This window comes from Sphingopyxis indica (assembly GCF_032879645.1).
Taxonomy (GTDB): domain Bacteria; phylum Pseudomonadota; class Alphaproteobacteria; order Sphingomonadales; family Sphingomonadaceae; genus Sphingopyxis; species Sphingopyxis indica.
The window spans coordinates 802142-824828 of record NZ_CP076394.1 but is presented as its reverse complement, the minus strand read 5'-3'; the positions used below and the strand labels follow the sequence as shown (position 1 = coordinate 824828).

The 22687-nt window shown below is 69.4% G+C and carries 19 protein-coding genes; 6 read left to right on the top strand and 13 right to left on the bottom strand.

The window, feature by feature from the left end:
• Positions 1-68: 68 nt before the first annotated feature.
• The 8 genes from trxA to ahcY all read right to left on the bottom strand — a co-directional run bounded on the left by trxA (position 69) and on the right by ahcY (position 13211).
• A complete protein-coding gene (gene trxA / locus KNJ79_RS03860; protein ID WP_089215207.1) occupies positions 69-389 on the bottom strand; it encodes a thioredoxin TrxA in 321 nt (106 codons plus the stop codon).
• A 34-nt stretch (positions 390-423) separates the two neighbouring features.
• Entirely contained in the window at positions 424-3978 is a 3555-nt protein-coding gene (locus KNJ79_RS03855) for a UvrD-helicase domain-containing protein (protein ID WP_317152861.1), read from the bottom strand.
• Entirely contained in the window at positions 3978-6950 is a 2973-nt protein-coding gene (gene addB / locus KNJ79_RS03850; protein ID WP_317152860.1) for a double-strand break repair protein AddB, read from the bottom strand. The genes KNJ79_RS03855 and addB overlap by 1 nt, the downstream gene beginning before the upstream one ends.
• Before the next feature lie 108 nt (positions 6951-7058).
• Positions 7059-7778 carry a nucleotidyltransferase family protein gene (locus KNJ79_RS03845; RefSeq protein WP_317152859.1) on the bottom strand — a complete coding sequence of 240 codons (720 nt, stop codon included), beginning with the start codon at positions 7776-7778 and terminating at the stop codon, positions 7059-7061.
• Positions 7775-8764 (bottom strand): aminoglycoside phosphotransferase family protein, encoded by a 990-nt coding sequence (locus KNJ79_RS03840; protein ID WP_317153855.1) that lies wholly within the window; start codon positions 8762-8764, stop codon positions 7775-7777. Before KNJ79_RS03840 ends, KNJ79_RS03845 begins: the two co-directional genes overlap by 4 nt.
• Positions 8761-9213, bottom strand: a complete 453-nt coding sequence (gene tsaE, locus KNJ79_RS03835; protein ID WP_317152858.1) for a tRNA (adenosine(37)-N6)-threonylcarbamoyltransferase complex ATPase subunit type 1 TsaE — start codon at positions 9211-9213, stop codon at positions 8761-8763. Before tsaE ends, KNJ79_RS03840 begins: the two co-directional genes overlap by 4 nt.
• Positions 9210-11567 (bottom strand): PAS domain-containing sensor histidine kinase, encoded by a 2358-nt coding sequence (locus KNJ79_RS03830; RefSeq protein ID WP_317152857.1) that lies wholly within the window; start codon positions 11565-11567, stop codon positions 9210-9212. Before KNJ79_RS03830 ends, tsaE begins: the two co-directional genes overlap by 4 nt.
• Positions 11568-11804: 237 nt before the next feature.
• Entirely contained in the window at positions 11805-13211 is a 1407-nt protein-coding gene (gene ahcY / locus KNJ79_RS03825) for an adenosylhomocysteinase (RefSeq protein ID WP_317152856.1), read from the bottom strand.
• A 406-nt stretch (positions 13212-13617) separates the two neighbouring features.
• Here ahcY and KNJ79_RS03820 point away from each other — a divergent pair, with 406 nt between their 5' ends.
• The gene (locus KNJ79_RS03820) at positions 13618-14016 is read left to right on the top strand and encodes a hypothetical protein (protein WP_317152855.1); all 399 of its coding nucleotides are present in this window, start codon (positions 13618-13620) and stop codon (positions 14014-14016) included.
• Positions 14017-14061: 45 nt separating this feature from the next.
• On the opposite strand, the gene KNJ79_RS03815 is transcribed toward KNJ79_RS03820, so the two are convergent.
• Positions 14062-14625 carry a YqgE/AlgH family protein gene (locus KNJ79_RS03815; protein WP_089215219.1) on the bottom strand — a complete coding sequence of 188 codons (564 nt, stop codon included), beginning with the start codon at positions 14623-14625 and terminating at the stop codon, positions 14062-14064.
• Positions 14626-14693: 68 nt separating this feature from the next.
• On the bottom strand, positions 14694-15803 hold the full coding sequence (recF, locus tag KNJ79_RS03810; RefSeq protein WP_089215313.1) for a DNA replication/repair protein RecF: 1110 nt from the start codon (positions 15801-15803) through the stop codon (positions 14694-14696).
• Positions 15804-16041: 238 nt separating this feature from the next.
• Here recF and KNJ79_RS03805 point away from each other — a divergent pair, with 238 nt between their 5' ends.
• From KNJ79_RS03805 to KNJ79_RS03785, 5 genes are all read left to right on the top strand, one after another.
• Positions 16042-16170: a hypothetical protein gene (locus KNJ79_RS03805; RefSeq protein WP_281252654.1), complete on the top strand. Its 129-nt coding sequence runs from the start codon at positions 16042-16044 to the stop codon at positions 16168-16170.
• Positions 16171-16231: 61 nt separating this feature from the next.
• Positions 16232-16411 (top strand): PspC domain-containing protein, encoded by a 180-nt coding sequence (locus KNJ79_RS03800; RefSeq protein WP_089215220.1) that lies wholly within the window; start codon positions 16232-16234, stop codon positions 16409-16411.
• Between the two features lie 168 nt (positions 16412-16579).
• Positions 16580-17374 carry an ABC transporter ATP-binding protein gene (locus KNJ79_RS03795; RefSeq protein WP_317152854.1) on the top strand — a complete coding sequence of 265 codons (795 nt, stop codon included), beginning with the start codon at positions 16580-16582 and terminating at the stop codon, positions 17372-17374.
• A 106-nt stretch (positions 17375-17480) separates the two neighbouring features.
• The gene (locus KNJ79_RS03790) at positions 17481-18626 is read left to right on the top strand and encodes a cell wall hydrolase (protein ID WP_317152853.1); all 1146 of its coding nucleotides are present in this window, start codon (positions 17481-17483) and stop codon (positions 18624-18626) included.
• Positions 18627-18674: 48 nt separating this feature from the next.
• Positions 18675-19064: a VOC family protein gene (locus KNJ79_RS03785; RefSeq protein ID WP_317152852.1), complete on the top strand. Its 390-nt coding sequence runs from the start codon at positions 18675-18677 to the stop codon at positions 19062-19064.
• 52 nt (positions 19065-19116) lie between these two features.
• Here the strand turns inward: KNJ79_RS03785 and KNJ79_RS03780 are convergent, their stop codons facing one another.
• From KNJ79_RS03780 to KNJ79_RS03770, 3 genes are all read right to left on the bottom strand, one after another.
• Complete coding sequence (locus KNJ79_RS03780) at positions 19117-20799, bottom strand: ATP-binding protein (RefSeq protein ID WP_394357147.1); 1683 nt, start codon at positions 20797-20799, stop codon at positions 19117-19119.
• A gap of 125 nt (positions 20800-20924) precedes the next feature.
• Positions 20925-21698: a TIGR02186 family protein gene (locus KNJ79_RS03775; protein WP_089215223.1), complete on the bottom strand. Its 774-nt coding sequence runs from the start codon at positions 21696-21698 to the stop codon at positions 20925-20927.
• Positions 21695-22603 (bottom strand): sulfite exporter TauE/SafE family protein, encoded by a 909-nt coding sequence (locus tag KNJ79_RS03770; RefSeq protein WP_089215224.1) that lies wholly within the window; start codon positions 22601-22603, stop codon positions 21695-21697. Before KNJ79_RS03770 ends, KNJ79_RS03775 begins: the two co-directional genes overlap by 4 nt.
• Between the last annotated feature and the right edge of the window lie 84 nt (positions 22604-22687).

Below are 22687 nucleotides of genomic sequence, written 5' to 3'. Positions count from 1 at the left end.
CGACGCGGCAATCCAGAGCTCGCGTAAACCGCCCTGGATTGCTTCGCTTCGCTCGCAATGACGGAGTTTTACAGCGCGCCTTCGAGCCAGCCCTTGAGCGCGCTCTTGGGCGCCGCGCCGACCTTGGTTTCGGCGACCTCGCCGTTCTTGAACAGGATCATCGTCGGAATGCCGCGCACGCCATATTTCGCCGGCGCGTCGGGATGGTCGTCGATGTTGAGCTTGGCGATCACGACCTTGTCGCCCAGTTCGTCGGCAATCTCTTCGAGCGCCGGGCCGATCATCTTGCACGGGCCGCACCATTCGGCCCAGAAATCGACGAGGACGGGGGTGTCGCTGTCGAGCACGTCCGACTGGAAGCTCGCGTCGCTGATCGCTTTGGTACCCATAGTCTGACTCCTGAATTCCCTCTTGCTCTCCAAGCTAAGCAGTCGGCGCGCCGGGCTCAAGGGGCGCGGAGGGCAAATTCGCCTTGGCAGCCGGGAAGGCGGGCTTGTGCGCCGCGAGGATCGCGTCGTCGAGCTGCACGAGCTTCGGCGCCGCGGTGTAGAGCAGGGCCGCCGCGATGCGCCGCCCCGGAAAGATGACGCCGAGTGCGCCCGCATAGGCCGCCATCTGGCGCAGATAGGCGGGCGCGACCTCGGCGGCGGTCGCGGGGACCTGGCGCCCGGTCTTGTAGTCGATCACCGTCACCGCCTCGTCGGTGACGAGCAGCCGGTCGACGATCCCCGCAACGACCATGCCATCGACGACCGCCGACAGCGGCACTTCGGCGAGGCTGCCGGGGCCAAAGAGCGCGGCGTGCGCGGGATCGTCGAGAACGCCCAGCACCTCCTCCGCCATCGCGCTGCGTGCCGCCTCGTCCAGCGCCGGCGCCTGCGCCGCGAGCCAGCGCAGCGCGGCGTCGCGCCGCTTTTCGGCCGCGACCGGCGGCAGCCGCTCGAACAGGCCGTGGAGCAGCAATCCGCGCGTCACCGCATCGGCGCGCGCGCTGCCCTGCGGCGGCACCGCGACATCGTCCTCGCCGAGCGCCGAGGGGGCGAGCGGGCGCGGCGGGCGCGCTTCCTCGGGCGCGGCGGCGTGCGCCCAGGCGGGGAGCGCGAGCGGCGGCGGCGCGGTCTTCGCGGTCTTGGCGACCTTTGCCCATTTGCCCGCATTGGCGCGGTGGACGCGGCGACGGCCCCAGTGCGGCCCCGCCTCTTCCCAATCGCACCCCAGGCCCGTCAGTACGGCTTCGGCCGCGGCGTGCCAGCTCGCTTCGGGCACGCTGCGGTCGGGCTTTTTCGTCACCCCCGCGACGACGAGAATTTCCTCGGCGCGCGTCATCGCGACATAGAAGAGCCGCCAATGCTCCTCGGCCGCCGCAAGCGCGGCCTTGTCATAGGCCTCGGCGAGCCTGCCGTGCCGTTCGTCGGCCGGCAGCGCGAACACCGGCAATTTTTCCCACCCCGCAGCATCGACGCTGAAGGGGCGGTGGCCGATGCCGGCGTCGTCGGTCGCGTCGGCGAGGATGACGATCGGCGCCTGCAATCCTTTCGACCCGTGGACGGTCATCACGCGCACGACGTCGCTGCGCGCCTCGGTCTGGCGCTTGATGTCGGCGGCGCTCCCCGACACCGCGGTCAGGAAGCCGAGCAGCGAGACGGTCTCGCGCGCCTCGAAAGCGAGCGCCTGATTGAGCAACTCGTCGATCGGATCGCGCGCCTCGCGCCCGAGCCGCGCATAAAGTTTGCGCCGCCCGTCGATCGGCCCCGACAATATGGTTTCGAGGAAGCGAAACGGCGTGGTGAAATCGGCCATGGCGAGCAGCTGGCGCAGCGCCGCCATCGTCGCGGGCGGCAGATCGCCCTCGGTCGCGCGCAGATGCTCCCATATCGCCGCACGCCCGCGCGCCCGCGTGCGGGCATAAAGTTCCTCCTGCGTCCAGCCGATCAGCGGCGAGACGAGCAGCGCCGCGAGGTTGAGGTCGTCGTGCGGCTGCACTGCGAAGCGCATCGCCGCGATCAGGTCCTGCACGGCGAGCGGCTGGGTCAGCGCAAAGCGGTCCACGCCGGCGACGGGGACGTGCAGCGCCTGCAACCGTGCGACGATCCGTGCCGCAAGGTCGCGGCGGCGGCGCACGAGGATCATGATGTCGCCCGGCGCGACCGGCCGCCCGTCCTTGCCGTGCAGGGTCCACTCGCGGACCTCGTCGGCGAGCGCGCGCGCGAGGCGCATCGAGGCAGGGTCCGACGCGGGCGCCGTGCCGTCGCCGCCATCGTCGCCGTCGCCCTCCTCGGCCTCGGCATCGAGCGCCTTGCCGACGGGGAGTGGCGCCCAGAGCTCCACCTGCCCGGCGTGCGCGTCGCGGAACGGGCGGTGCGGCGGCTCGGCGCCGTCGAGTCCCATCGCCTTGGCGCCGCCCGCCGCGAGCCACGCATCGGCGACCGCGAGCACCGCGGGGGTCGAGCGATAGTTGGAGACGAGATCGACCTGGCGGAACGCCTGCCCCGCGCGCTCGCCGAGCCCGTGGAACAGGTCGCGCGCGGCGCCGAAGGCGCGCGGGTCGGTGCCCTGAAAGCCGAAGATTGCCTGTTTGCGATCGCCGACGGTGAAGAGGGTGCGGACGCGCTCGGCATCGTCGGGCGCGCTCGCGAAAAACTCTTCGGCGAGCGAGAGGACAATGCCCCACTGGCGCATATTGGTGTCCTGCGCCTCGTCGACGAGAATATGATCGGTGCGCTGGTCGAGCTTGAAGCGCACCCATTCGCCGAAGTGGCTGACGCGCAGCAGCGACCCCGCGAGCGTGATGAGATCGTCGAAATCGGCGAGCCCCGCCTTGCGCTTGGCGAGCGCATAGGCCTCGGCGAAGCGGCTGCCGAGATGCCAGGCGGCGGCGAGATCGTCGGCGACGCGCATCGCGGCCGCGGTCGTGCGCAGGCGCTGCGCCGCCTCGACGATCCGCACCGCGGCATCGAGGCAGTCGCGCATCTTGCCCTTCTCGCCCGCGAAATCGGCGCGCAGCTCGCCCTTGCCGGTCAGGAAACAGCCGAGCAGTTCGTCGAGCATCGCCGCGCGCGCGGGGGCGTCGGCAATCAGCCAGCCGATCATCACATCGTTGCAGGCGAGCCCGGTCCTGGTGCCCCAATTGGCGCCGCTCGCCGCGACCGCCCGGATGTCGTCGGCGGCGATCGCGCCTGCCGCGACCTCTTCGACCAGCCAGGCATCGGGATCGCCCGTCGGCAGACCGAAGGCTTCGCGCAGATCGTGGGCGCGCGGCGGCAATGCGGCCGCCGGCCCGCCGAATATCGGCGCGCAGCTCGACAGAAAGGACAGCGCCGCATCGGGACCGAGCCGGCGCGACAGCATGGCGGCGGCGTCGCGCAGGTCGCTCTCCTCTCCCAAGGGAGGGGCCGGGGGTGGGGCTCCGCGGCCTTGCGCGAGGCTTCGAGGCCCCACCCCAAACCCCTCCCCTGAAGGGGAGGGGCTTTCGAGTAATTCGTTCAGCACCTGCCGCTGCAACGCGCGCGCCTCATCCTCCTCGATCGCGCGAAAGCCGGGGAGCAGCTTTGCTTCGAGCGGGAAGCTGGCGAGCAATGTCTGGCAAAAGGCGTGGATCGTCTGGACGCGGATCGCCCCGCCGGGGCTGTCGATCACCGTCGCGAACAGCGATCGCGCGCGCTCGATCAGCCCGGGCCGGTCCCAGTCGAGCCCGAGCGCGCGCAGGTCGAGCCGCAAATCGCCGTCGTCCATTCGCACCCACGCCGCGAGCCGTTCGTGGATGCGGTGCGCCATTTCGGCGGCGCCCGCCTTGGTGAAGGTGATGCAGAGGATGGCGTCCGGCGACACTCCGTCCAGCATCAGCCGCAGCACGCGCGCCGAGAGCACCTGCGTCTTGCCCGTCCCCGCCGACGCGCCGAGCCAGACATGGCTTTCGGGGTCGGCGGCGGCGCCCTGCCGCGGGTCGAGATCGTCGAGGCGCTTGAACGGCGCGGCCATCACCCGCCCTCCCCGCGCCCGAACCATTCGTCGCGGCGCATCAGCTGGTCGTAATCGCCATAGCCCGCGGCCTCGCCGGGCGCGAAGGGCGCATCGCCGATCAGGTAGCGCGCGGCGAGGTCGGCGAGCGCGTCGGCGGCATGGTCGATCGCTTCCCCGGCGCTCTTCAGCCCGCTGCGCGGACCATAAATGTTCGAAATTTTGCCGGCGCCGCCCGCGCGGCGGTCGGGACGCAGGCTCCAATATTCGAGGCTCGCGACCTCGGCGGGGTCGATCCGCTCCATGCCGCCGCGCTGCGCGATCAGGCCGAGCAGGCCGAGCTGGTTGTCGAGCCTGTCATAGGCCGCCTTCGCACTCGGCGCCCCGCCCGATTTATAGTCGACGATCGCGAGCCGTCCCTCGGCGTCGCGGTCGATGCGGTCGGCCTTGCCGTGCAGCGTGATCCCGTCGACCACCGTTTCGCCGCGCAGCTCGACGCCGAGCGGCTTGCGCCCCTCCGCATCGAGCAGCTGCGCCGCCGCCCAGCGCAGCGCCGGCTCGACGCGCGGCAGCCAGAAGGCGCGCGCGATCGCGTCGAGCGCGGGGTCGTGGCGCAGCGCGTCGAGTTCGGCCTCGAACCCCTCGCGCGTCGCGCCGTCGCGCACCCAGTCCTCGAACAGCTTGTGAACGCGCGTGCCGCGCCAGCGCGGATCGGGCGCCGCGCTCAAGGGATCGAGCTTCGACAGGCCGAGCATCGCGTTCGCATAATAGGCATAGGGATCGCGCGCGAGCCGGTCGACCGCGGTAACGCTGATCTTGCGCGGGCGGTTGGCCACGGGCGGACAGGGCGCGGGGCGCGCCGCCGGTTGCGGGTCGCCCGGCGGCACGTCGAGCATCGCGGCGAGGCGGGTGAGCGGAACGCCGCCGGGTGCGGGTTCGGGAAGGTCGCCCGCGAGCGCGGTCAGCCGCAGCCAGAAGCGCGAGGCGACCGCGGGGTCGCCGCCGCTGCGCTGCGCGCGCGTGACGACGATCTCGCTCGCGCCGAGCGCGCCCGCGAAATCATGCGCCGCAAGTCCCTGCTGCCGCTCGGGCGCGGGCAGGCCGAGGAGGCGGCGGATGCCGGGCGCGAGCCACGGGTCGGGCTGCGTCGCGGCGGGCCAGCGCCCTTCGTCGAGCCCGCCGAGGATCATCAGGCCGGCGCGCTGAAGCCGCGCCTCGAGCAGCCCCCAGATGAACAGCCGCGGATGCCCGCCATAGGGCGGCCGCACACTCGCCTGCGCGAGCAACTGCCCCAGCATCGCGGGGAAGTCGCCGGGATCGACGCGCGCCGGTCCGTCGCCGCGCGCGAGCGCCCACTGGTCGAACAGCCCGGCGAGCATCCGCCCGTCGGGGCCGGCCCAGACCGCATCGCCGGTCAGATAGTCGAGCGCCGCCTGCAAGGCCGACAGCAGGGCCGCGGGGGGCTGCGATCCCGCCGCGAAGGGCGCGAGCGCGGCTTCGAGCGCGGCCGCCAGTTCGCGCCACCATGGTTCGACCTCGACCGCGCGCCCATGCCCGCGCGCCTTCGGATCGGCGACGCGCCCCGCAATCCGCGCGGTCACGCCCGGCCACCCCGGCTCGAGTCCGGGTTCGCGCAAGATCAGGTCGAGCCGCCGCAGCTGGTCGAGCCATGCCGTGCGCTCCTCCCCCTTGCGAACGAGCGGATGGCCGAGCAGCGACACCAGCTTCACGGAATCGAAATCGGCCGCGAGTTCGGCGAGCAGCAGCAGCAGCGCGCCGGGCGGGGTGCGCGCCAGCGGCTGGCCGGCGCTATCGTCGACCTTGATCCCCCAGCGCGCGAGCGCAGCCGCGACGCGCTCGGCAAGCGCGCGGTCGGGGGTGACGAGCGCCGCGGTGCGTCCCGGCGTCTCGATCGCCTCGCGCATCAGCAGCGCGATCCCCTGTGCTTCCTGCCCGTCGTCGGCGAACACCGCGCCGCTTATGCCGGCGGTCGCCGCCGACAGGTCGCCCGCCGCCTGCCAGCGCGCGCTATAGTCGGCGGGCGCGAAGAGGAGCGAGGCGAACGGCGTGCGCGCCTCGGGCCCGTCGAAGGCGGATGCCGCGGGCCATGGCTGCACCTCCTCACGGCTCACCGCCATGCGGTCGAGCAGCAGCTTCAGATGATATTGCGGGTGCGTTTCGAGCGGGCGCGCGGGATTTTCAGGATCGGCCTTCGTCGGACCGAGCGCGTCCCATTGCTCGCGCGCCATCGCCTGGTCGAGCCCCGGCAGCACGACCATGCCGCGCTTCATGCCGGCGACCGTGCGCAGCAGCCGCGCGATCGCGGGCGCGGCGGTGGTGATGCCCGCCGCGACGACGAAGCGCGCGGGCGGCGCGGCGCACCACCCCGCGCTCACCCGGTCGAGCAGGCGATTGCGGCGCTCGGCGCGGTCGATGCTGCCCGTCGCCGCGAGCACCGCGGGCCAATGATCGACGAGCAGGCGCAGCCGCCCGAGCGACGCCTGCCAATGTTCGGCGAAGGCGCCGAGGTCGAGGTCGGTGAGCGCGCGCGGTCGCACTTCCTCATAATGGAGCTGGTCGATCACGCGCGCGAGTCCGTCGGCGAGCTGGAAGGCGGCGGCGCCCCCGATCGGCGCCTCCCCCTCCGGCGTGTGCCGCTCGATCAGTTCGGCGAGCAGCAGGCGGCGGCGCAGCGGGTCGATTGCGGGCGGGATCGGCTCGGTCCCGTCCAGCGCGTCGAGCGCCAGCCCGACGCTTTCGTCGAGGTCGGCGTCGCCGATCACCGCGAGCCGCGGCATCAGCAGCCCCTTGCCCCCAGCGCGCACGAACGCCGCCTGCACCGCGCCGCGCGCGCGATTGCTTGGGAGCAGGATCAGCCCCTCGGCGAGCCCGAGCGCCCCGTCGGCATAGCAGTCGATCAGCCCCTGTGCGAGCGCATCGGCAAAGGCCCGGTGAACCGGGATCGAGAAGAGGGTGGGCTTGGCATCAGCCATCGAGTTCACGCCGCGTCATTGCGAGCGCAGCGAAGCAATCCAGAGCGGTTTGCGCAACCCTGGATTGCCGCGTCGCCTTCGGCTCCTCGCAATGACGGGGATGGCCCGTCACATCTGTGTCAGCGCGGTTTCGGTCGGCGCGATGCTGGCGGGCGTCCCGACGTCGAACCATTGGCCCATATGCGCGACGCCATAGAGCCGCCCCGCGTCGATCGCGCGGTCCCACAGGATATTGGTCGAGAATGGCCCCTCGGGCGCGCCGTCCAGAAAGCGCCGCGATACGAGCTGGACGCCGGTATAGACGAAGGGCGCGATACGGCCGGGCCGCCGCCGCGACAGCCGTCCCGCCGCGTCCATGTGGAAATCGCCCTTGCCGCCATGGCCGGTCGCGCTCGCCTGGCGGATCACGAGCAGCAGCGCGTCCATCTTGCCCGCATCCCAATGACGCGCGAGGTTCGCGATGCTGTCCTGCGGCCCGTCGGTCCAGATATTGTCGCTGTTGACGATCAGGATCGGGTCGCCCCTGAGCAGCGGCAGCGCCTTGACCATCCCGCCGCCGGTTTCGAGGAGTTGCCCCCGCTCGTCGGAAATCGCGATGGTGAAGGGCCGCTTCTGCGCCGACAGATGCGCCTCCAGTGCGTCGGCCAGATAATGGACGTTGACCACGACATGGCCGATACCCGCTGCCTCGATGCGGTCGAGGCTATGGTCGATCAGCGGCTTGCCCGCGACGCGCACCAGCGGCTTGGGGCGCGTCGCGGTCAAGGGACGCATCCGCTTGCCGAGCCCCGCCGCCATCACCATCGCGCTTTCGATCTTCGCGCTCATATCCCCCGCTCCATCCACGCCTCCGCGCGCTTCGCCGCGGGGACATTGGCGTCGAACCATATCCGGACGGGGACAAGCGCCGGGTGCGCGAGATCGCGTTCGAGCAGCCCCCACATGCGCGGCTGAAAGCGGCGATAGCCCTCCTTGCCGTCGCGCTTCCACAGCCGCACGAAGACGCCGAGGATGCGCGTGTTGCGCTGCGCGGCGAGCGCCCAATAGGCGGTGCGAAACGCCTCGCCCTGCCCGGTCGCGGCGACATAGCGATCGAGCATCGCCGCCTCGACCGCCGGCGAGACGTCGCGCCGCGCATCTTCGAGCACCGAGGCGAGATCATAGGCGGGATGGCCGACAAGCGCGTCCTGAAAATCGAGCAGGCCGTAATGCGCGATGCCGTCGCGCCCGGGGACGAGCATGATATTTTCGGCATGATAGTCGCGCAGCACGGTGACGCGCGGCAGGCCGTCGGCCTCGACCGGCGCGAGCACCGCCTGCCACGCCGCGCGAAACGCGTCGCGGTCGGGCTCGATGTCCATCGCCGGGCAATACCAGTCGGTGAACAGCATCACCTCATCGAGCCATTGGTCGAGCCCGTGTACCGGCAGCCCTTCCATCGGGGGCTCGCTGTGCAGATGGACGAGCAGGTCGGTGATGCCGGCATAATGGTCGGATTCGTCGTGCGGCGCCGCATCGAGCGTCTCGCGCAGCCGGATGTCGCCGAAATCCTCGATCAGCAGCAGCCCCTTGTCGAGGTCGCGCGCAAGGATCGCCGGCGCGGTCAGCCCGCGTGCGCACAGCCATTCGGCGACCGCGATGAAGGGGCGCGGGTCCTCGTGCGGCGGCGGCGCGTCCATCAGCACCGCCTGCCGCCCCGGCGCCGTCACGCGGAAATAGCGGCGGAACGACGCATCGCCGGCGAGCGGGCGGATTTGCGCGTCGCCCCATCCGTGCGCGGCGAGAAAGGCGGGCGCATGGTCGGGCGGAATCATCGGAGCGGCCATCGCGTTTCCCAAGCGGGCGGCACCGTCGCTGTCAAGACGCGCGCGTCGCCGCTTCCCGAAATGCTGAGCGCAAGCGCTTCCGGCCACGCCTCGCCGCCCAGCCGCTCGGGCCATTCGATCAGCAGCGCGCCGTCATAGAGATAATCGTCGAGCCCGAGTTCGATCAGCTCGTCGGCGCTTTCGATCCGATAGAGATCGACATGTGCGATGGGCAAATCGACCTCGGGCGGCGCATAGGGCTGGACGATCGCGAAGGTCGGGCTCGGCGCCTCGCCCGCGAGCCCGCGCGCCTTCAGCATCGCACGCGCAAGCGTCGTCTTGCCCGCGCCGAGATCGCCCGACAGCAGCACGACGTCGCCGGCCGCCAGCGCCCGGCCGATCGCCGCACCGATGCGTCCGGCTTCGTCGAGATTATAGTCGCAACGAAATGGCGTCATTCGGCCCGCGGCAAAAGGATGCGCACCATCGTCCCCTGCCCCCTTTCGCTTACCACCTCCATCGAGCCGCCGTGCGCGGCGACGAGTTGGCGCGCAAGCGCGAGGCCGATGCCGCCGCTCGTCGTCGCCGTCTGCTGCCCCTCGGTCACCGCGGCGACCGCGTCGGGCATACCGGGGCCATTGTCCGATACGATGATCTCGACCCCCTTGGCATCGCCCCACGCATGGAGCAGCACGCGCCCGCCGTGGCGGCGCGCGGGCGCGGTATAGCGGATCGCATTGTCGACGAGCCCCGCGACGAGCCGCGCGAGCCGCGAGGCATCGCCGCCGATCGTCCCGATCGTCTCGGCAAGATCGCCGACAAGCTCGATCCCCTCAGCCTCGGCGAAGGAGCGGGCATCGTCGAGCGCCTCGGCGAGCAGGGTGCGGACATCGACCGCGACGCGCTCGATCGCCAGCGTCCCCGCCTCGCCCTGCGCCAGGTCGAGGACATTGTCGATCTGGCGCGACAGCACCCCGACCGAGTCCATGATCGCCTCGACATATTGGCTCTGCGGCTCGCTGAGCTTGCCGGCATAGCCCGCGCGCAGCATTTCGCCGAACCCGCCGATGGAAGTCAGCGGGGTGCGCAGCTCATAGCTCATCCGCGACAGAAAGGCGGTCTTGACCTTGTCGGCGGCCTCGAGCGCTTCGTTGCGCTCGCGCAGCGCCACCTCGATCTTCCGGCTGTCGGTGATGTCGAGCATGATGAGCAGCGCATTGCCGTCGGGCAGCGGGATCGCGGCGAAGTCGAAATGGCGCCCGTCGGCGAACCGGATCTGGCCGCCGCGTTGCGTGCGTTCGAGCGTCGCGGCGCGGATCACCTCCTGCATCAGACTTGCCTGATTGGGCTTGGCGAGCCGGTCGGCGAGCCCTGCCATCAGCGCATCGACGCGCGGATGCGCTGCCAGCGCCCCTTCGTCGACCACCCACAGCCGGCGGAAGCGCTGGTTCCACAGGTGCAAGCGCCCGTCGGGCGCAAATACCGCGACCGCCTCGAACAGATTGTCGAAGGTCGCGGTGCGCACGCGCAGCAACGTATCGCGCGCACCCGCGAGCTGGACCTGTTCGGTGCGGTCCTCGGCGATCAGGAGCAGCCCGCCGTCGGGGGTCGGCTGCGCAACGACACGCAGATGCGTCCCGTCGCGCAGCAGCCATTCCTCCTCGCTCGCATAGGGCAGCGCGAACCAGCCGACGCGCGCCTCGCGCCATTGCGGATAGTCGCGCACCTCGGGCGTGCGCCCGCGGTCGCGCCACGCGTCGAGCAGCCGCGCGAAGGGTTTGCCTTCGGCGACCTCTTCCGCCTCGACCTCGAACAGCCGGCGAAAGGGCTGGTTGGCGAAGAGCAGGCCCTGGTCGGGGCCGAATTGGGCGACCGCCGCCGACAGCCGGTCGAGCAGCTCGCGCTGGGCGTCGGCGAAGCGCCGGTGCGCGCCGCGCTCGCTTTCGAGTTCCTGCACGTCGATCGCATAGCCCGCAACCCCGATCGGCGCCCCGTCCTGCGGCGCGAGCGGAACGTCGACGACGCGCATCATCCGCCGCTCGCCCTCGATCGTCACCGGGATGGTGCGCATCTGCGCGCTGCCCGCCGCGCGCGCCGCCTCGGCCGCTTCGATCGCGCCGATGCCCGCGACGGGCTCGCACAGTTCGATGCCGCCGTCGATCACCGCATCGGCGCTCGCCGCCTCGACCGCGCGCACATAGGCGTCGTTGACGAGCGCGAGGCGAAGCTCGGTGTCGCGGAACCACATCGGAAAGGGCGCCGCCTCGATCAGCCCCGACAGCGCCTCGAACGCGCCGAGCGCCTCGTCGCGCTCGCGGCGCATGTCGGCGAGCGCCTGTTGTCCTTCGGTCGCGTCGCTGAGCCACAGCAGCACGCAGCCGGGGCCGCCGACCGCCTGCGGCGCGGGGGCGCCGTGGACGACGATCGTGCGGCCGCTCGCCTGCGGCCGCAAGCTCAGGGTAAAGGGCCGCGCGCCGCGCTGTGCGCCGAGAATCGCCTGCCGCAGCGTGTCGAGCCCCGCGCGGTCGAGGCCGCAGTCGGCGCCCGCCAACTCGTCGAAATTGCGCACCCCGCCCTCAAGGCCGAGCCAGCGCCCGAGCCGCTCGCCCGCCTCGATCCGCCAGTCGGCGCGCACGACGACGGGCAGATAGGGCGACGCGTCGACCAGGCTCGCGAGCCGCTCGGTCTGCGCGGCGACGAAGGCGGAGCGGCGCTGCATCGCAATCCCGCGCCCGACCGCCCACAGCCCGGCGAAGAACCACAGCGCGGCGAACAGCCCCAATGCGAACAGCGCCCCCGGCGACGACGTCATCGGCGTCGCGCTCTTCGGGCGATGAAAGGGGGCTGCGGTGCAACAGGCATTGACCCGCCCTATCGACAGTGCGGAGGCGTTTCAATCACCGGACGTCGGCTCGCCCGCAGCGGTGGGCCGCTCCGCCGCAACTTTGGTCTTGCTGACGCACGCCGGATAGAACGAAAATGGCGCCGGAATCGTCCGGCGCCATTTTCGTTCGAACGGTGTGGCCCCACCGCCGCTCAGTGGCGAACATCAATACCGATAATGATCGGGTTTGAATGGCCCTTCGACCGGCACGCCGATATAATCGGCCTGCTTCTGTGTCAGCTTCGACAGCTTCACGCCCAGTTTCTCGAGGTGCAGCGCGGCGACCTTTTCGTCGAGATGCTTGGGCAGCACATAGACCTGGTTCTGATAGTCGCCGGCGTTGGTGAACAGCTCGATCTGTGCGAGCGTCTGGTTGGTGAAGCTCGACGACATCACGAACGACGGGTGACCCGTCGCGCAGCCGAGGTTCACGAGGCGGCCCTTGGCAAGGATGATGATTTCCTTGCCGTCGGGGAATTTGACGAGGTCGGTGCCCGGCTTGACTTCGGTCCAGTCGTAGTTGGCGAGCGCCGCGATCTGGATTTCGCTGTCGAAGTGGCCGATATTGCACACGATCGCCATCGGTTTCATCGCCGCCATATGCTCGGCGGTGATGACGTCGGCGTTGCCCGTCGCGGTCACGAAGATGTCGGCGCGGCCGACCGCTTCGTCCATCGTCACGACCTCATAGCCTTCCATCGCCGCCTGCAGCGCGCAGATCGGATCGACTTCGGTAACGAGCACGCGCGCGCCGCCGTTGCGCAGGCTCGCCGCCGAGCCCTTGCCGACGTCGCCGAAGCCCGCGACGCACGCGACCTTGCCCGCGAGCATCACGTCGGTGGCGCGACGGATCGCATCGACGAGGCTTTCCTTGCAACCATAGAGATTGTCGAATTTCGACTTGGTGACGCTGTCGTTGACGTTGATCGCGGGGAAAGGCAGCTTGCCTTCCCTGGCGATCTGATAGAGGCGGTGAACGCCCGTCGTCGTTTCTTCGGACACGCCCTTGATGTTGCGCACGCTCTTGGTGAGATAGCCGGGCTTCGCGGCGAGGAAGGCCTTCAGCGCGCGGACGAATTCGACTTCCTCGGCATTGGTCGGCTCGAACAATTCCTCGCCCGCCTCGACGCGCGCGCCCCACAGCGCGAACATGGTCGCGTCGCCGCCGTCGTCGAGGATCATGTTCGCGGTCTCGTCGCCCCAGTCGAAGATGCGGCCGACATAGTCCCAATAGTCGGCGAGGCTTTCGCCCTTCACCGCGAACACCGGCGTGCCGCCCGCCGCGATCGCGGCGGCGGCGTGGTCCTGCGTCGAATAGATGTTGCACGTCGCCCAGCGCACGTCGGCGCCGAGCGCCTTCAGCGTTTCGATCAGCACCGCGGTCTGGATCGTCATGTGCAGCGAGCCGGTGATGCGCGCGCCCTTCAAGGGCTGCGCCGCGCCATATTCGTCGCGCAGCGCCATCAGGCCCGGCATTTCGGTTTCGGCGATCGCGATTTCCTTGCGTCCGAAATCGGCAAGGCCGATGTCGGCGATCACATAGTCACGGGCGTCGGCGGCGAGAGTGGCCACGGTCGATATCTCCTGTCAGGCGGTTTGCGGCCGCTTGGGCGCGGCCCGAAATGGCGAGCAATTATATTGCGCGCCTTAGCCCAAAGCGCGCCTCCCATCAAATATAAACTATTCTTTATATCGCAAGCCGGAGCCGGCCCGCGCGAGACCAGCGCGCACGATTCGCAGGCCGCCAATTCGGCGGCGGCGCGAAAAAAATTTTGAGGCGCGCCGATTGTGACAATCGGCAGCGCAGATTTGTGACACCGAGTCGCCTCAGCCAAGATTATGGAAATCAAGACTTATAATGCGGCTTGCGATGAGCATAAAAAGCCTATGTGACACCTGTGTGACACATAGGCCGAAATATTGACTTTTCGGCGCCGCGGACGGAAAATCTCCTAAAGTTTTTGGGGAGATAGTTTCGATGAAAAAAATCCTGCTTCCGCTCGTCGCACTGGCCTTCGCAACCCCTGCCACGGCGCAATCGATCGTCGTGGTCACCGCGCCGCAGCCCGATTCGATGGTGCTGCCGGTCGCCTATCCCGAATTGAAGGCAGGCCAGAACGAAGCGGCGGTTGCCAAATTGACGAGCGACACGACGCTCGACGCGCGCGATCCGTCGCGGCTGATCAACCTCGGCACCGCCTATGCGCGCCTCGGCCGCACCGACGAAGCGCGCACCGCCTATGAGGCCGCCGCGGCGAGCCCGATCCGCTACGACCTCGAACTCGCGAGCGGCGACTATATGGATTCGCGCTGGGCCGCGCGCACCGCGCTCGCCAATCTCGACGCCGGCCGGGCCCAGATCGCGCTCGCGCGCTGATTCGACACGCCCCTCCGCTCCGGCCGGAGGGGCTTTCCTTCTTTTTCAGGCTTCGCCGCCCTCGGTGGTCAGCAGCCGCGCGTCGACCCCCGCTTCGGCGAAGGCGGCCTGCCAGCGCTGATCGGGCGGGGTATCGAACAACAGCGCATCGCTGCCCGGCGTCACATGCCAGCCGTGGCGCACCAATTCCTCCTCGAGCTGCCCCGGCGACCAGCCGGCATAGCCCAGCGCGACGAGCCAGCGCGACGGCCCGCGCCCCTCGCCGATCGCGCGCAATATGTCGTGCGAGCTCGAGATCATCCAGCGACCGGCGACCTGCACCGCACCCTCGCCGCCCCAATCGTCCGAGTGGAGCACGAAACCGCGCGACGGCTCGACCGGGCCGCCGAGGAAGACGGGCGTGTCGAGCGGGTCGTCGTGCGCGATCTCGAGCTGGTCGAGCACCGCCCCGACGCTCATCCCGTCGATCGGGTCGGCGATCCCGATGCCCATCGCGCCGTCTTCGTCATGGCTGATCATCGCGATCACCGAATGCTCGAAGCGGGGATCGCCGATGCCGGGCAGCGCGAGCAGCAGCTGGCCGGTGAACCAGGTCGGTGCCATATCCATGCGCCTATCATGAACTTGCAAGCCGGTCGGGTCCAGCCTCTTTGACCGCCGGACTTTGCCGGCCACCGCTAGCCCGCGGCGATCCGCCCGTCCGCGATGCGAAAGCGCGTGACCGGCGCGGGCATCGCATCGAACAATGCGGCCTCGGTTCCGGTCAGCCACGCCTGCCCGCCCTGCGCAGCGATCCGATCGTAGAGCGCGTCGCGGCGCGACGGGTCGAGGTGCGCCGCAACCTCGTCGAGCAAAAGCACCGGCCGCGCACCGCGCAGCCGCGCCACGCAATCGCTGTGCGCGAGCACCAGCGACAGCAGCATCGCCTTTTGCTCGCCGGTCGAGCAACGCGCCGCTGCGCGCCCGGTCGCGGCGTGCCCAGCAGCGAGGTCGTCGCGGTGCGGCCCCGCGGTCGCGCGCGCCGCCGCCGCGTCGATCCGCCGCCGCCCGGCGAACAGCGTGCGCAGCGCCTCGACCGTCCACGGCGCATCGCGCGGCGCGCCCTCGCTGTCGACGAGCGTCAGCAGCGGCCGCGCGAAGGGCGCGTCGGGCTGCCGGGCGAGTTCGGCCGACAGCGCCGCCAGCATGTGCTGCCGCGCCGCGTCGATCGCGGCGCCATGCTCGGCCATCTGCGCCTCGAGGCTGGCGAGCCATTGCGGATCGGCGGCGGCGAGGTCGGCGAGCAATTTGCCGCGTGCGCGCATCGCCGCCTCGTAACGATTGCCGTGCTGCGCATGGCGCGGGTCGAGCGCGAGCACGAGCCGGTCGAGAAAGCGCCTGCGATTGCCCGCGGTCTCGACGAACAGCCGGTCCATCGCCGGCGTCAGCCACAGCACCGCGAGCCAGTCGCCGAGCGAGGCCGCCGCCGCCGGACTGCCGTTGATCCGCACCAGCCGCCGCCCGGGATGCGCGGGCTCGATCCCCGTGCCGAGCGCCACGGGAGCCGGATGATGCCCCGCAAGCACCTCTGCAAAGACCGCAAAGCCCCCGCTCGCGCCGTCGCGCACCATCTCGGCCAGCGGCGCGCGGCGGAGGCCGCGCCCCGGCGCGAGCAGCGAGATCGCTTCCAATATATTGGTCTTGCCCGCGCCATTATCGCCGTACAGCGCCACGAGCCCCGGCGCCGCGACCAGATCCGCGCCGGCGTGATTGCGAAAGTCGGTCAGGGAGAGGCGGATCAGCGTCATCATCCCGCGACTAACCCACCACTCGTCGTGGCGCCAGCCCGGCCGCGCGACCGACGCAGTGAAAATTTTCCCATCGACGGGATTTTTCACCTCCCTATCGGAAAATTTTCGGAAGCGGATCATTTCAACGTCGACGAAAACGGCGGTTAACCGCCAATGAATGAGTTTGGCACGGTCCCTGCAAAGTATCGGGCATCCACCGGATGGTCCGGCAGGACGGAACGAAAGGACTTCAAAAATGGCTCATTTCAACACCGACTCGCTCAAGAGCTACGCGATCGCCGCGGTTGCCTCGCTCTATTGCTCGATGATGTTCCTGGCCGCGGTCGGCCCCACGGGCACGGAATTCGGCCGTCTGGTCATCTGACCGGCGGCCCCCCACACCCCAGCAAGCGCCGGCCCGGGGGGCCGGCATGGAAAGGAAAGAAATGAAACAGGGTTTTCGCAAGAATCGTCGTGACGCCATGCTTTTCGGAGTGTGCGCGGGCATGGCCGACCATTTCGGCTTCGACGTCTTGTGGACGCGCGTCGCATTCGTCGCGCTGACGTTGCTCGGCTTCGGCCTGCCGGTGCTGCTCTATCTGACGGTCGCGATCCTCGCGCCCTAGCGGCTCCATGGGCCGGTCGCCTGCGCGGCGACAGATAGCGGCCCGCATATTTCCCAAGACCGATGGCCCGCCGGCTTCCGCAGGCGGGCCTTCTCTTTGATGGCGCCGCGCCGGCGCGGCAGCGATTTCCTCTTCCCTCGCGCATCGCGTCATGCTGAGGGCGCGGTCATGGCTGACGAATATCCCCTCCTCGCGCTTGCGGGCGTCCGCGTCATGGCCGACGAGGCCTGCATTCTCGACCTTCCCGCGCTCTCGATCGCGGCTGGAGAGAATACCGCGATCCTCGGCGCCAACGGGTCGGGCAAGTCGACGCTGGTCAAGCTCATCGCGCGCGAGCTCTACCCCGCCTGGGGCGCCGACGTGCGCATTTTCGGGCAGGACAGCTGGAACGTCTTCGAGCTGCGCCGGCATCTCGGCATCGTCTCCTCGACGATGCAGCTCGATTTCGACGCCGAGCCGCCGCTCGAGGTGCTCGATTGCGTCGTTTCCGGCTTTTTCGCCTCGCGCGGCCTGTGGGCGCACCAGCATTATACGCAGGACATGATCGACGCCTCGCGCGCCGCGCTCGCGGAAGTGGCGGCCGATCATCTGATCGGGCGCAGCATCGCGAGCCTGTCGACCGGCGAGGCGCGCCGCGTCCTCATCGCCCGTGCGCTCGCGCACCGCCCGCGCGCGCTACTCCTCGACGAACCCTGCGCCGGGCTCGACCCGGCGGCGCGGCACCATTTCCTCGACATGCTGCGCGGCATCGCGGCGGGCGGCACGACCTTGGTGCTCGTCACCCATCACATCGAGGAGATATTGCCCGAAATCGACCGGATCGTGATGCTGCGCGGCGGCAGGATCGCGCGCGACGGTGCCAAGGCCGAGCTTTTGACCAGCGATGCGCTCAGCGCGCTGTTCGACCTGCCGATCGCGGTTCGCACGCACGGCGCCTGGTATCGCGCCGACATCGACCACTGAGGCGCGGTTCAATCATTTATTCGCACCTCGCGCGCTATGACAGACTGCTGGGTTTCGCCCCCGCGAATCATTCGCCCGGCGACGCAATTGGAAGTATAGCGCGCGCATGAAGCCCGAACTTCATCTGACCGAGCGGGCCGGGTCGTCCGGCTGGCGCGATCCGGCGCCCGCCGCGCTGGCCGGGCCGTCGCGCAATTTCTGGGCCGGGCTGATCGCGGCGGTCACCGTCGCCTGCCTTGCGATGCTGCTGTCGGCAGGCCAGCTGCGGCCGCGCGAAAGCGGGGCGTATCGCGTCAGCGTGCCGCTCGACTTCAAGCCCTTTGACCCCGAGCGCTGGGCGATCATGAATTCGGAGAGCTATGCCGACGCGCTGAAGATCGACCCGTCGCTGCCCGACCCGCGCAGCATCGACTATGCCGATGCGACCGCGCTGCCGCCCGTCGATCCCGCCGCGCTGCGCGACGAGGCCTTCGTGGGACCGCCCGCCAAACCCTATGTCTTTCGCGGCGCGAGCGCGACCGACCGCGAGCGCGCGCATTATTGCCTGACCGCCGCGGTCTATTACGAGGCGGGGTCGGAGACCGACGCCGGGATGCGCGGCGTCGCGCAGACGGTGCTCAACCGCGTCCGCCATCCGAGCTTCCCGAACAGCGTGTGCGGCGTCGTCTTTCAGGGGTCGCAGCGCGCCGGCGTCTGCCAGTTCACCTTCGCCTGCGACGGCGCGATGGCACGCGCGCCGAACCGCGCCGGCTGGCTGCGCGCGAGCCGTATCGCCTCGGCAGCGCTCGGCGGCGCGGTCTTTCCCGGCGTCGGGCTCGCCACCCATTATCACACCACGGCGATCTGGCCGCGCTGGGGGCAGAGCCTGGTGATGACGAACATCGTCGGCGCGCATATCTTCCACCGCTGGCGCGGGCGCTGGGGGATGCCCGACGCGTTCCGTGTGCCCTATCTCGGCCGCGAGCCGGTTCCCGGGCCCTATCTGGCGGTCGCCGACCAGCTCGCCGCGCGCGCGCAGGGCACCGCGCCGACCGCGCTGCTTCCCGCGGGCAGCGGCAGCACCGCCGCGCCGCTCCCCGATGTCGCGCCCGCCCCGCTGCCGGGCGCGATGGCTCAGGGCGATCGCGCGATCGGTACGCCCGTTCCCGGTGCAAAGCCGGCACCGGCACAGCCGACCTATGCCGATCCGCGGCTCAACCGGTCGGGCGAAGTCCGCGATGAGTTCCAGAACAGCGGGGAGTGGATTCGCTGACGCCGCGCGCCTAGACTGCCTCCATCACCTCAACGACGGAGGTTTGCCATGGGACATGTCAAGGGCGTCGGCGGCTTCTTCTTTCGCGCGAGAGATCCCGACGGGTTGAACGCCTGGTATCGCGAGCGGCTCGGCGTCGGCGCCGGGTGCAGCGCGGACGCCGCCGGGCCGGTCGAGGAATGGAGCTGGAGCACCGCGGCGGGTCCGCTGGTCTTTGCACCGTTCAAGGCCGACAGCGACTATTTCCCAGCCGATCGCCAATATATGCTCAACCTGCGCGTTGACGACCTCGACGCCGTGCTTGCGCCGTTCCGCGAGGCGGGCGAGGAAATCATCATCAAGGAGGAGTGGGACGACCCCGCCGTCGGCCGCTTCGCCCGCGTCCACGACCCCGAGGGCAATCCGATCGAGCTTTGGGAGCCGCCGGCGAGCAGCTAGATTCGTCATCCCGGCGAAGGCCGGGATGACGACATGAGGCTGGTCGGCCGTTTTACCGACCCTGGCTCCGCCAGCGCTTGACCACGCGATCGAGGATTTCGACCTCGCCGCCGGTTTCGCGCCACAGTTTCGAGAAGAGCGGATCGTTCGACGCCGGGCGCTTGTCCTCTTCGAGCGTATCGAGATAGACGCGGATGGGAATCGACACGCCCTCGCCGCAGATGATGCATTCGCGGTTGCGGAGCGCCGGGATCGAATCGATGAAGCCGCGCGCGCCTTCGGGCATCGCAGCCTTGACGAAATGCTGGTCGCGTTCGTTGTTGAGGCGCATCGAGATGATCGTGCCGCACTGCGACAGCACGCCTTCGGCGAGATCCGACGGACGCTGCGTGATCAGGCCGAGCGACACGCCGTATTTGCGGCCTTCCTTGGCGATGCGTTCGAGGATCTTGCGCACCGCCTGCCCCTGGCCGACGTCCTTCGACGGAATGTAGCGGTGGGCTTCCTCGCACACGAGCAGGATCGGCCGCTGCGGTTCGCCGCGCGACCAGATCGCATAGTCGAAGGTCAGGCGCGACAGCACCGCGACGACGACCCCCGTGATGTCCGACGGCACCCCCGACACGTCGATGATCGAGATCGGACGGCCATCCGACGGCAGGCGGAAGATCTTGCCGAGGAAATTCGCCATCGTGTCGGCTACGAGCATCCCCGAAAACATGAAATTATAGCGCGGGTCAGCGCGCATTTCCTCGATCTTGCCCTTGATCCGCATGAAGGGCGCCGACGAGGTCGCCTTGTCGAGCTTGCCCATCTCGTTGGTGAGGATGCTGAGCAGGTCGGACAACAGATAGGGGATCGGCGAATCGACCGTGATCTTGCTCATCCCCTCGGCCAGCCGGTTCTTCTGCCGCGCCTGGAGCAGGCATTTGGCGAGCACGTCGCAGTCGCCCTGCCGCTCGCGCCCCTCGCTGGTGACGAAAACCTCGCAATGCTCCTCGAAGTTCATCAGCCAATAGGGCATGGCGAGATTGTCGACGTCGAACAGCGCGCCCGTGCCCTTGAAGGCCGCCGAATATTCGCCGTGCGGGTCGACCATCACGATATGGCCCTGCGGCGCGAGCTCGCAGATCTTGTGAAGGATCAGCGCCGCGCTGGTCGATTTGCCGGTGCCGGTCGAGCCGAGCAGCGCGAAATGCTTGCCGAGCATCGCGTCGACATAAAGCGAGCCGCGAATATCCCTGGTCGGATAGACGGTGCCGATCTCGACATGCGCGCGCTCGTCGGCGGCATAGATTTGCTTGAGGTCGGCGCTCGTCGCCGCGAAGACCTCGCTCCCCGGAACCGGGTAGCGCGTCACGCCGCGGCGGAAATTATGGATGCGCCCGGTCAGCTTCTCCTCGTCGCCTTCGCCGAGGAAATCGACCGAGGCGGCGATCAGCCCGTCGCCGCCCTGGTGGAGCTGCTGGTCGCGGATGCTCGCGAGCAGCCAGACATTGCCGACGCGCACCTTGACCTGCGCGCCGACCTGTCCGGCCATCGCGACCGCCGCGTCGGTCGAGGCCGACAGGCGCTGCAGCGCGGCTGCATCGAGCAGGATGCGCGAGGCCGAGCCCGCTATGTCGATCACTTCGCCGACGAGCAATTCGTCGCGGTGATGCGCCGCGGCCGGGGCAGCGACCGTCGCCGGGGTAACCGTTCCGCCCCCTGCCAGCCGCACATGTTGCGCAGCCATCGCCTCGCCGGCTCGCTGGCCGCTTCCCTGCATATCCATCCCAATGCCCCGCCTGTTGTGGTCCCGGTATGGGGTATCGCAGCAGTTGGTAAAGAAAGCGCTTATGTTGTTGCCGGGCGCCGTCCCTAGCGGCGGCGGAAAATCGCCGATGCGGCATAGCCGAGCGAGACCGAGAGCAGCACCGCGGTCAGCCCATAGAGAAAGCCGTGCCGCTGCGCCGCGAGCGCGACGAAACGCTCGAACCCCGCCTTGCGGATCTCGACATCGCGCGCGGCGACCGCGATCACGCGCCCCTTGCTGATCAGATAGGTTTCGGCGCGATAATTGCCGACCGGCACGCGCGCGGGCACCGGAATGCGCGCGCGATAGAGCACGCCCTCGGTAATCTCGACCGCCTTCGGATCCTCATAGAACAGGCCTTGCCGCCGATAGAGGTCGATCAGCCCGTTCTCGAAGCGGGCCAGCGTCTTCGCTTCGGAAAAGCCCGTCGGCGACATCGACAGGTTGCTCAGCCCCAGCTCGAAGATCGCCGCGGTGCGCTCGTCGACGAGCTGGTCGATCGGGCGCGACGAACCGATCGCGTAAAATCCGGGCGAAGTGCGCAGGCGGATGCTGTCGGCATTGACCCAGATCCCCGCGACGCGCTGCTTTTCGCGCAGGATGATCGGCCGCACCGGCCCCTTCAGCACGACGACGATGTCGGCGCGGTCGTCGGGCAGCCGCTGTCCAGGATAGAGGATCGCACCGAACAGCAACAGCTCCTCGCCGGTGAAGCTGTACTGGATGTCGATCGCGCGGCTCGACACGTCGGGCACTAGCCGCGGATCGGCGGCGCGCGCGGCGATCGCCCAGCCCGCCGCGCCGAGCAGCGCGACCAGAAAGAGCGCCGCGCGCCTCATTGCACCGTATAGATTTCGTCGGGCCGGATAAAGAGATCGACAGCCATGCGCAGCGCGACGAGCAGCACGATCGCGGCGAGGATCGCGCGCAGATATTCGGGCCGCACCGTCTGCGCGAAGCGCGCGCCGATCTGCGCGCCGGTGACGCTGCCGACCAGCAGCAGCGCGGCGAGCACCAGGTCGACCGCGCCGGTGGTCAGCGCGTGAACCATCGTCGTCGCGATCGTCACGAACAGCGTCTGGAACAGCGAGGTTCCGACAACCACCTGCGTCCCCATGCCGAGCAGATAGACCATCGCCGGGACCATGATGAAGCCGCCGCCGACGCCGAGCAGCATCGTGATGATCCCCACTGCCATGCCAAGCAGCAGCGGTGCGAGCGGCGAGATATAGAGGCCCGAGCGATAGAAGCGCCAGCGCAGCGGCAGGTTGGCGACCATCGGGTGGTGGCGCCGCTTGCGGGCCGGCGGCGGCAACCCCTCGCGCATCGCGCGCAGCGCGCCCAGCGCCTCGCGTCCCATGATCGTCCCGACCGATCCCATCAGCGCGACGTAAAGGATCGAAATCACCGTATCGATCTGTCCCCAGGCGGTGAGCAGTTCGAACAGGCCGGCGCCGATCAACGACCCGATCATCCCGCCCGTCACGAGCACCGATCCCATGCGCAGATCAACCCCGTCGCGCTCGAGATAGGCCATCGCGCCCGACACGCTGGCGCCCGTCACCTGCGTCGCCGCCGACGCCGCGGCGACCGTCGGCGGAATGCCATAGAAGATGAGCAAAGGCGTGGTCAGAAATCCGCCCCCGACCCCGAACATGCCCGACAGGAAGCCGACCCCGCCGCCGAGCAGGACGATGACCAGCGCATTGACCGACAGATTGGCGACGGGAAGATAGAGATCCATGGGCCTCGGGTGACGTCCACGGCGCCCGGATAGCGCCGATTCCGCTGGACCCTAGACGATTTTCGCGGGGTGGGGAATCGACTG

Coding starts and splice junctions, on each gene's coding strand:
- trxA (WP_089215207.1), bottom strand. CDS start 389: ATGGGTACCAAAGCGATCAGCGACGCGAGCTTCCAGTCGGACGTGCTC.
- KNJ79_RS03855 (WP_317152861.1), bottom strand. CDS start 3,978: ATGGCCGCGCCGTTCAAGCGCCTCGACGATCTCGACCCGCGGCAGGGC.
- addB (WP_317152860.1), bottom strand. CDS start 6,950: ATGGCTGATGCCAAGCCCACCCTCTTCTCGATCCCGGTTCACCGGGCC.
- KNJ79_RS03845 (WP_317152859.1), bottom strand. CDS start 7,778: ATGAGCGCGAAGATCGAAAGCGCGATGGTGATGGCGGCGGGGCTCGGC.
- KNJ79_RS03840 (WP_317153855.1), bottom strand. CDS start 8,764: ATGATTCCGCCCGACCATGCGCCCGCCTTTCTCGCCGCGCACGGATGG.
- tsaE (WP_317152858.1), bottom strand. CDS start 9,213: ATGACGCCATTTCGTTGCGACTATAATCTCGACGAAGCCGGACGCATC.
- KNJ79_RS03830 (WP_317152857.1), bottom strand. CDS start 11,567: ATGACGTCGTCGCCGGGGGCGCTGTTCGCATTGGGGCTGTTCGCCGCG.
- KNJ79_RS03820 (WP_317152855.1), top strand. CDS start 13,618: ATGAAAAAAATCCTGCTTCCGCTCGTCGCACTGGCCTTCGCAACCCCT.
- KNJ79_RS03815 (WP_089215219.1), bottom strand. CDS start 14,625: ATGGATATGGCACCGACCTGGTTCACCGGCCAGCTGCTGCTCGCGCTG.
- recF (WP_089215313.1), bottom strand. CDS start 15,803: ATGACGCTGATCCGCCTCTCCCTGACCGACTTTCGCAATCACGCCGGC.
- KNJ79_RS03805 (WP_281252654.1), top strand. CDS start 16,042: ATGGCTCATTTCAACACCGACTCGCTCAAGAGCTACGCGATCGCCGCG.
- KNJ79_RS03800 (WP_089215220.1), top strand. CDS start 16,232: ATGAAACAGGGTTTTCGCAAGAATCGTCGTGACGCCATGCTTTTCGGA.
- KNJ79_RS03795 (WP_317152854.1), top strand. CDS start 16,580: ATGGCTGACGAATATCCCCTCCTCGCGCTTGCGGGCGTCCGCGTCATG.
- KNJ79_RS03790 (WP_317152853.1), top strand. CDS start 17,481: ATGAAGCCCGAACTTCATCTGACCGAGCGGGCCGGGTCGTCCGGCTGG.
- KNJ79_RS03785 (WP_317152852.1), top strand. CDS start 18,675: ATGGGACATGTCAAGGGCGTCGGCGGCTTCTTCTTTCGCGCGAGAGAT.
- KNJ79_RS03780 (WP_394357147.1), bottom strand. CDS start 20,799: ATGGCTGCGCAACATGTGCGGCTGGCAGGGGGCGGAACGGTTACCCCG.
- KNJ79_RS03775 (WP_089215223.1), bottom strand. CDS start 21,698: ATGAGGCGCGCGGCGCTCTTTCTGGTCGCGCTGCTCGGCGCGGCGGGC.
- KNJ79_RS03770 (WP_089215224.1), bottom strand. CDS start 22,603: ATGGATCTCTATCTTCCCGTCGCCAATCTGTCGGTCAATGCGCTGGTC.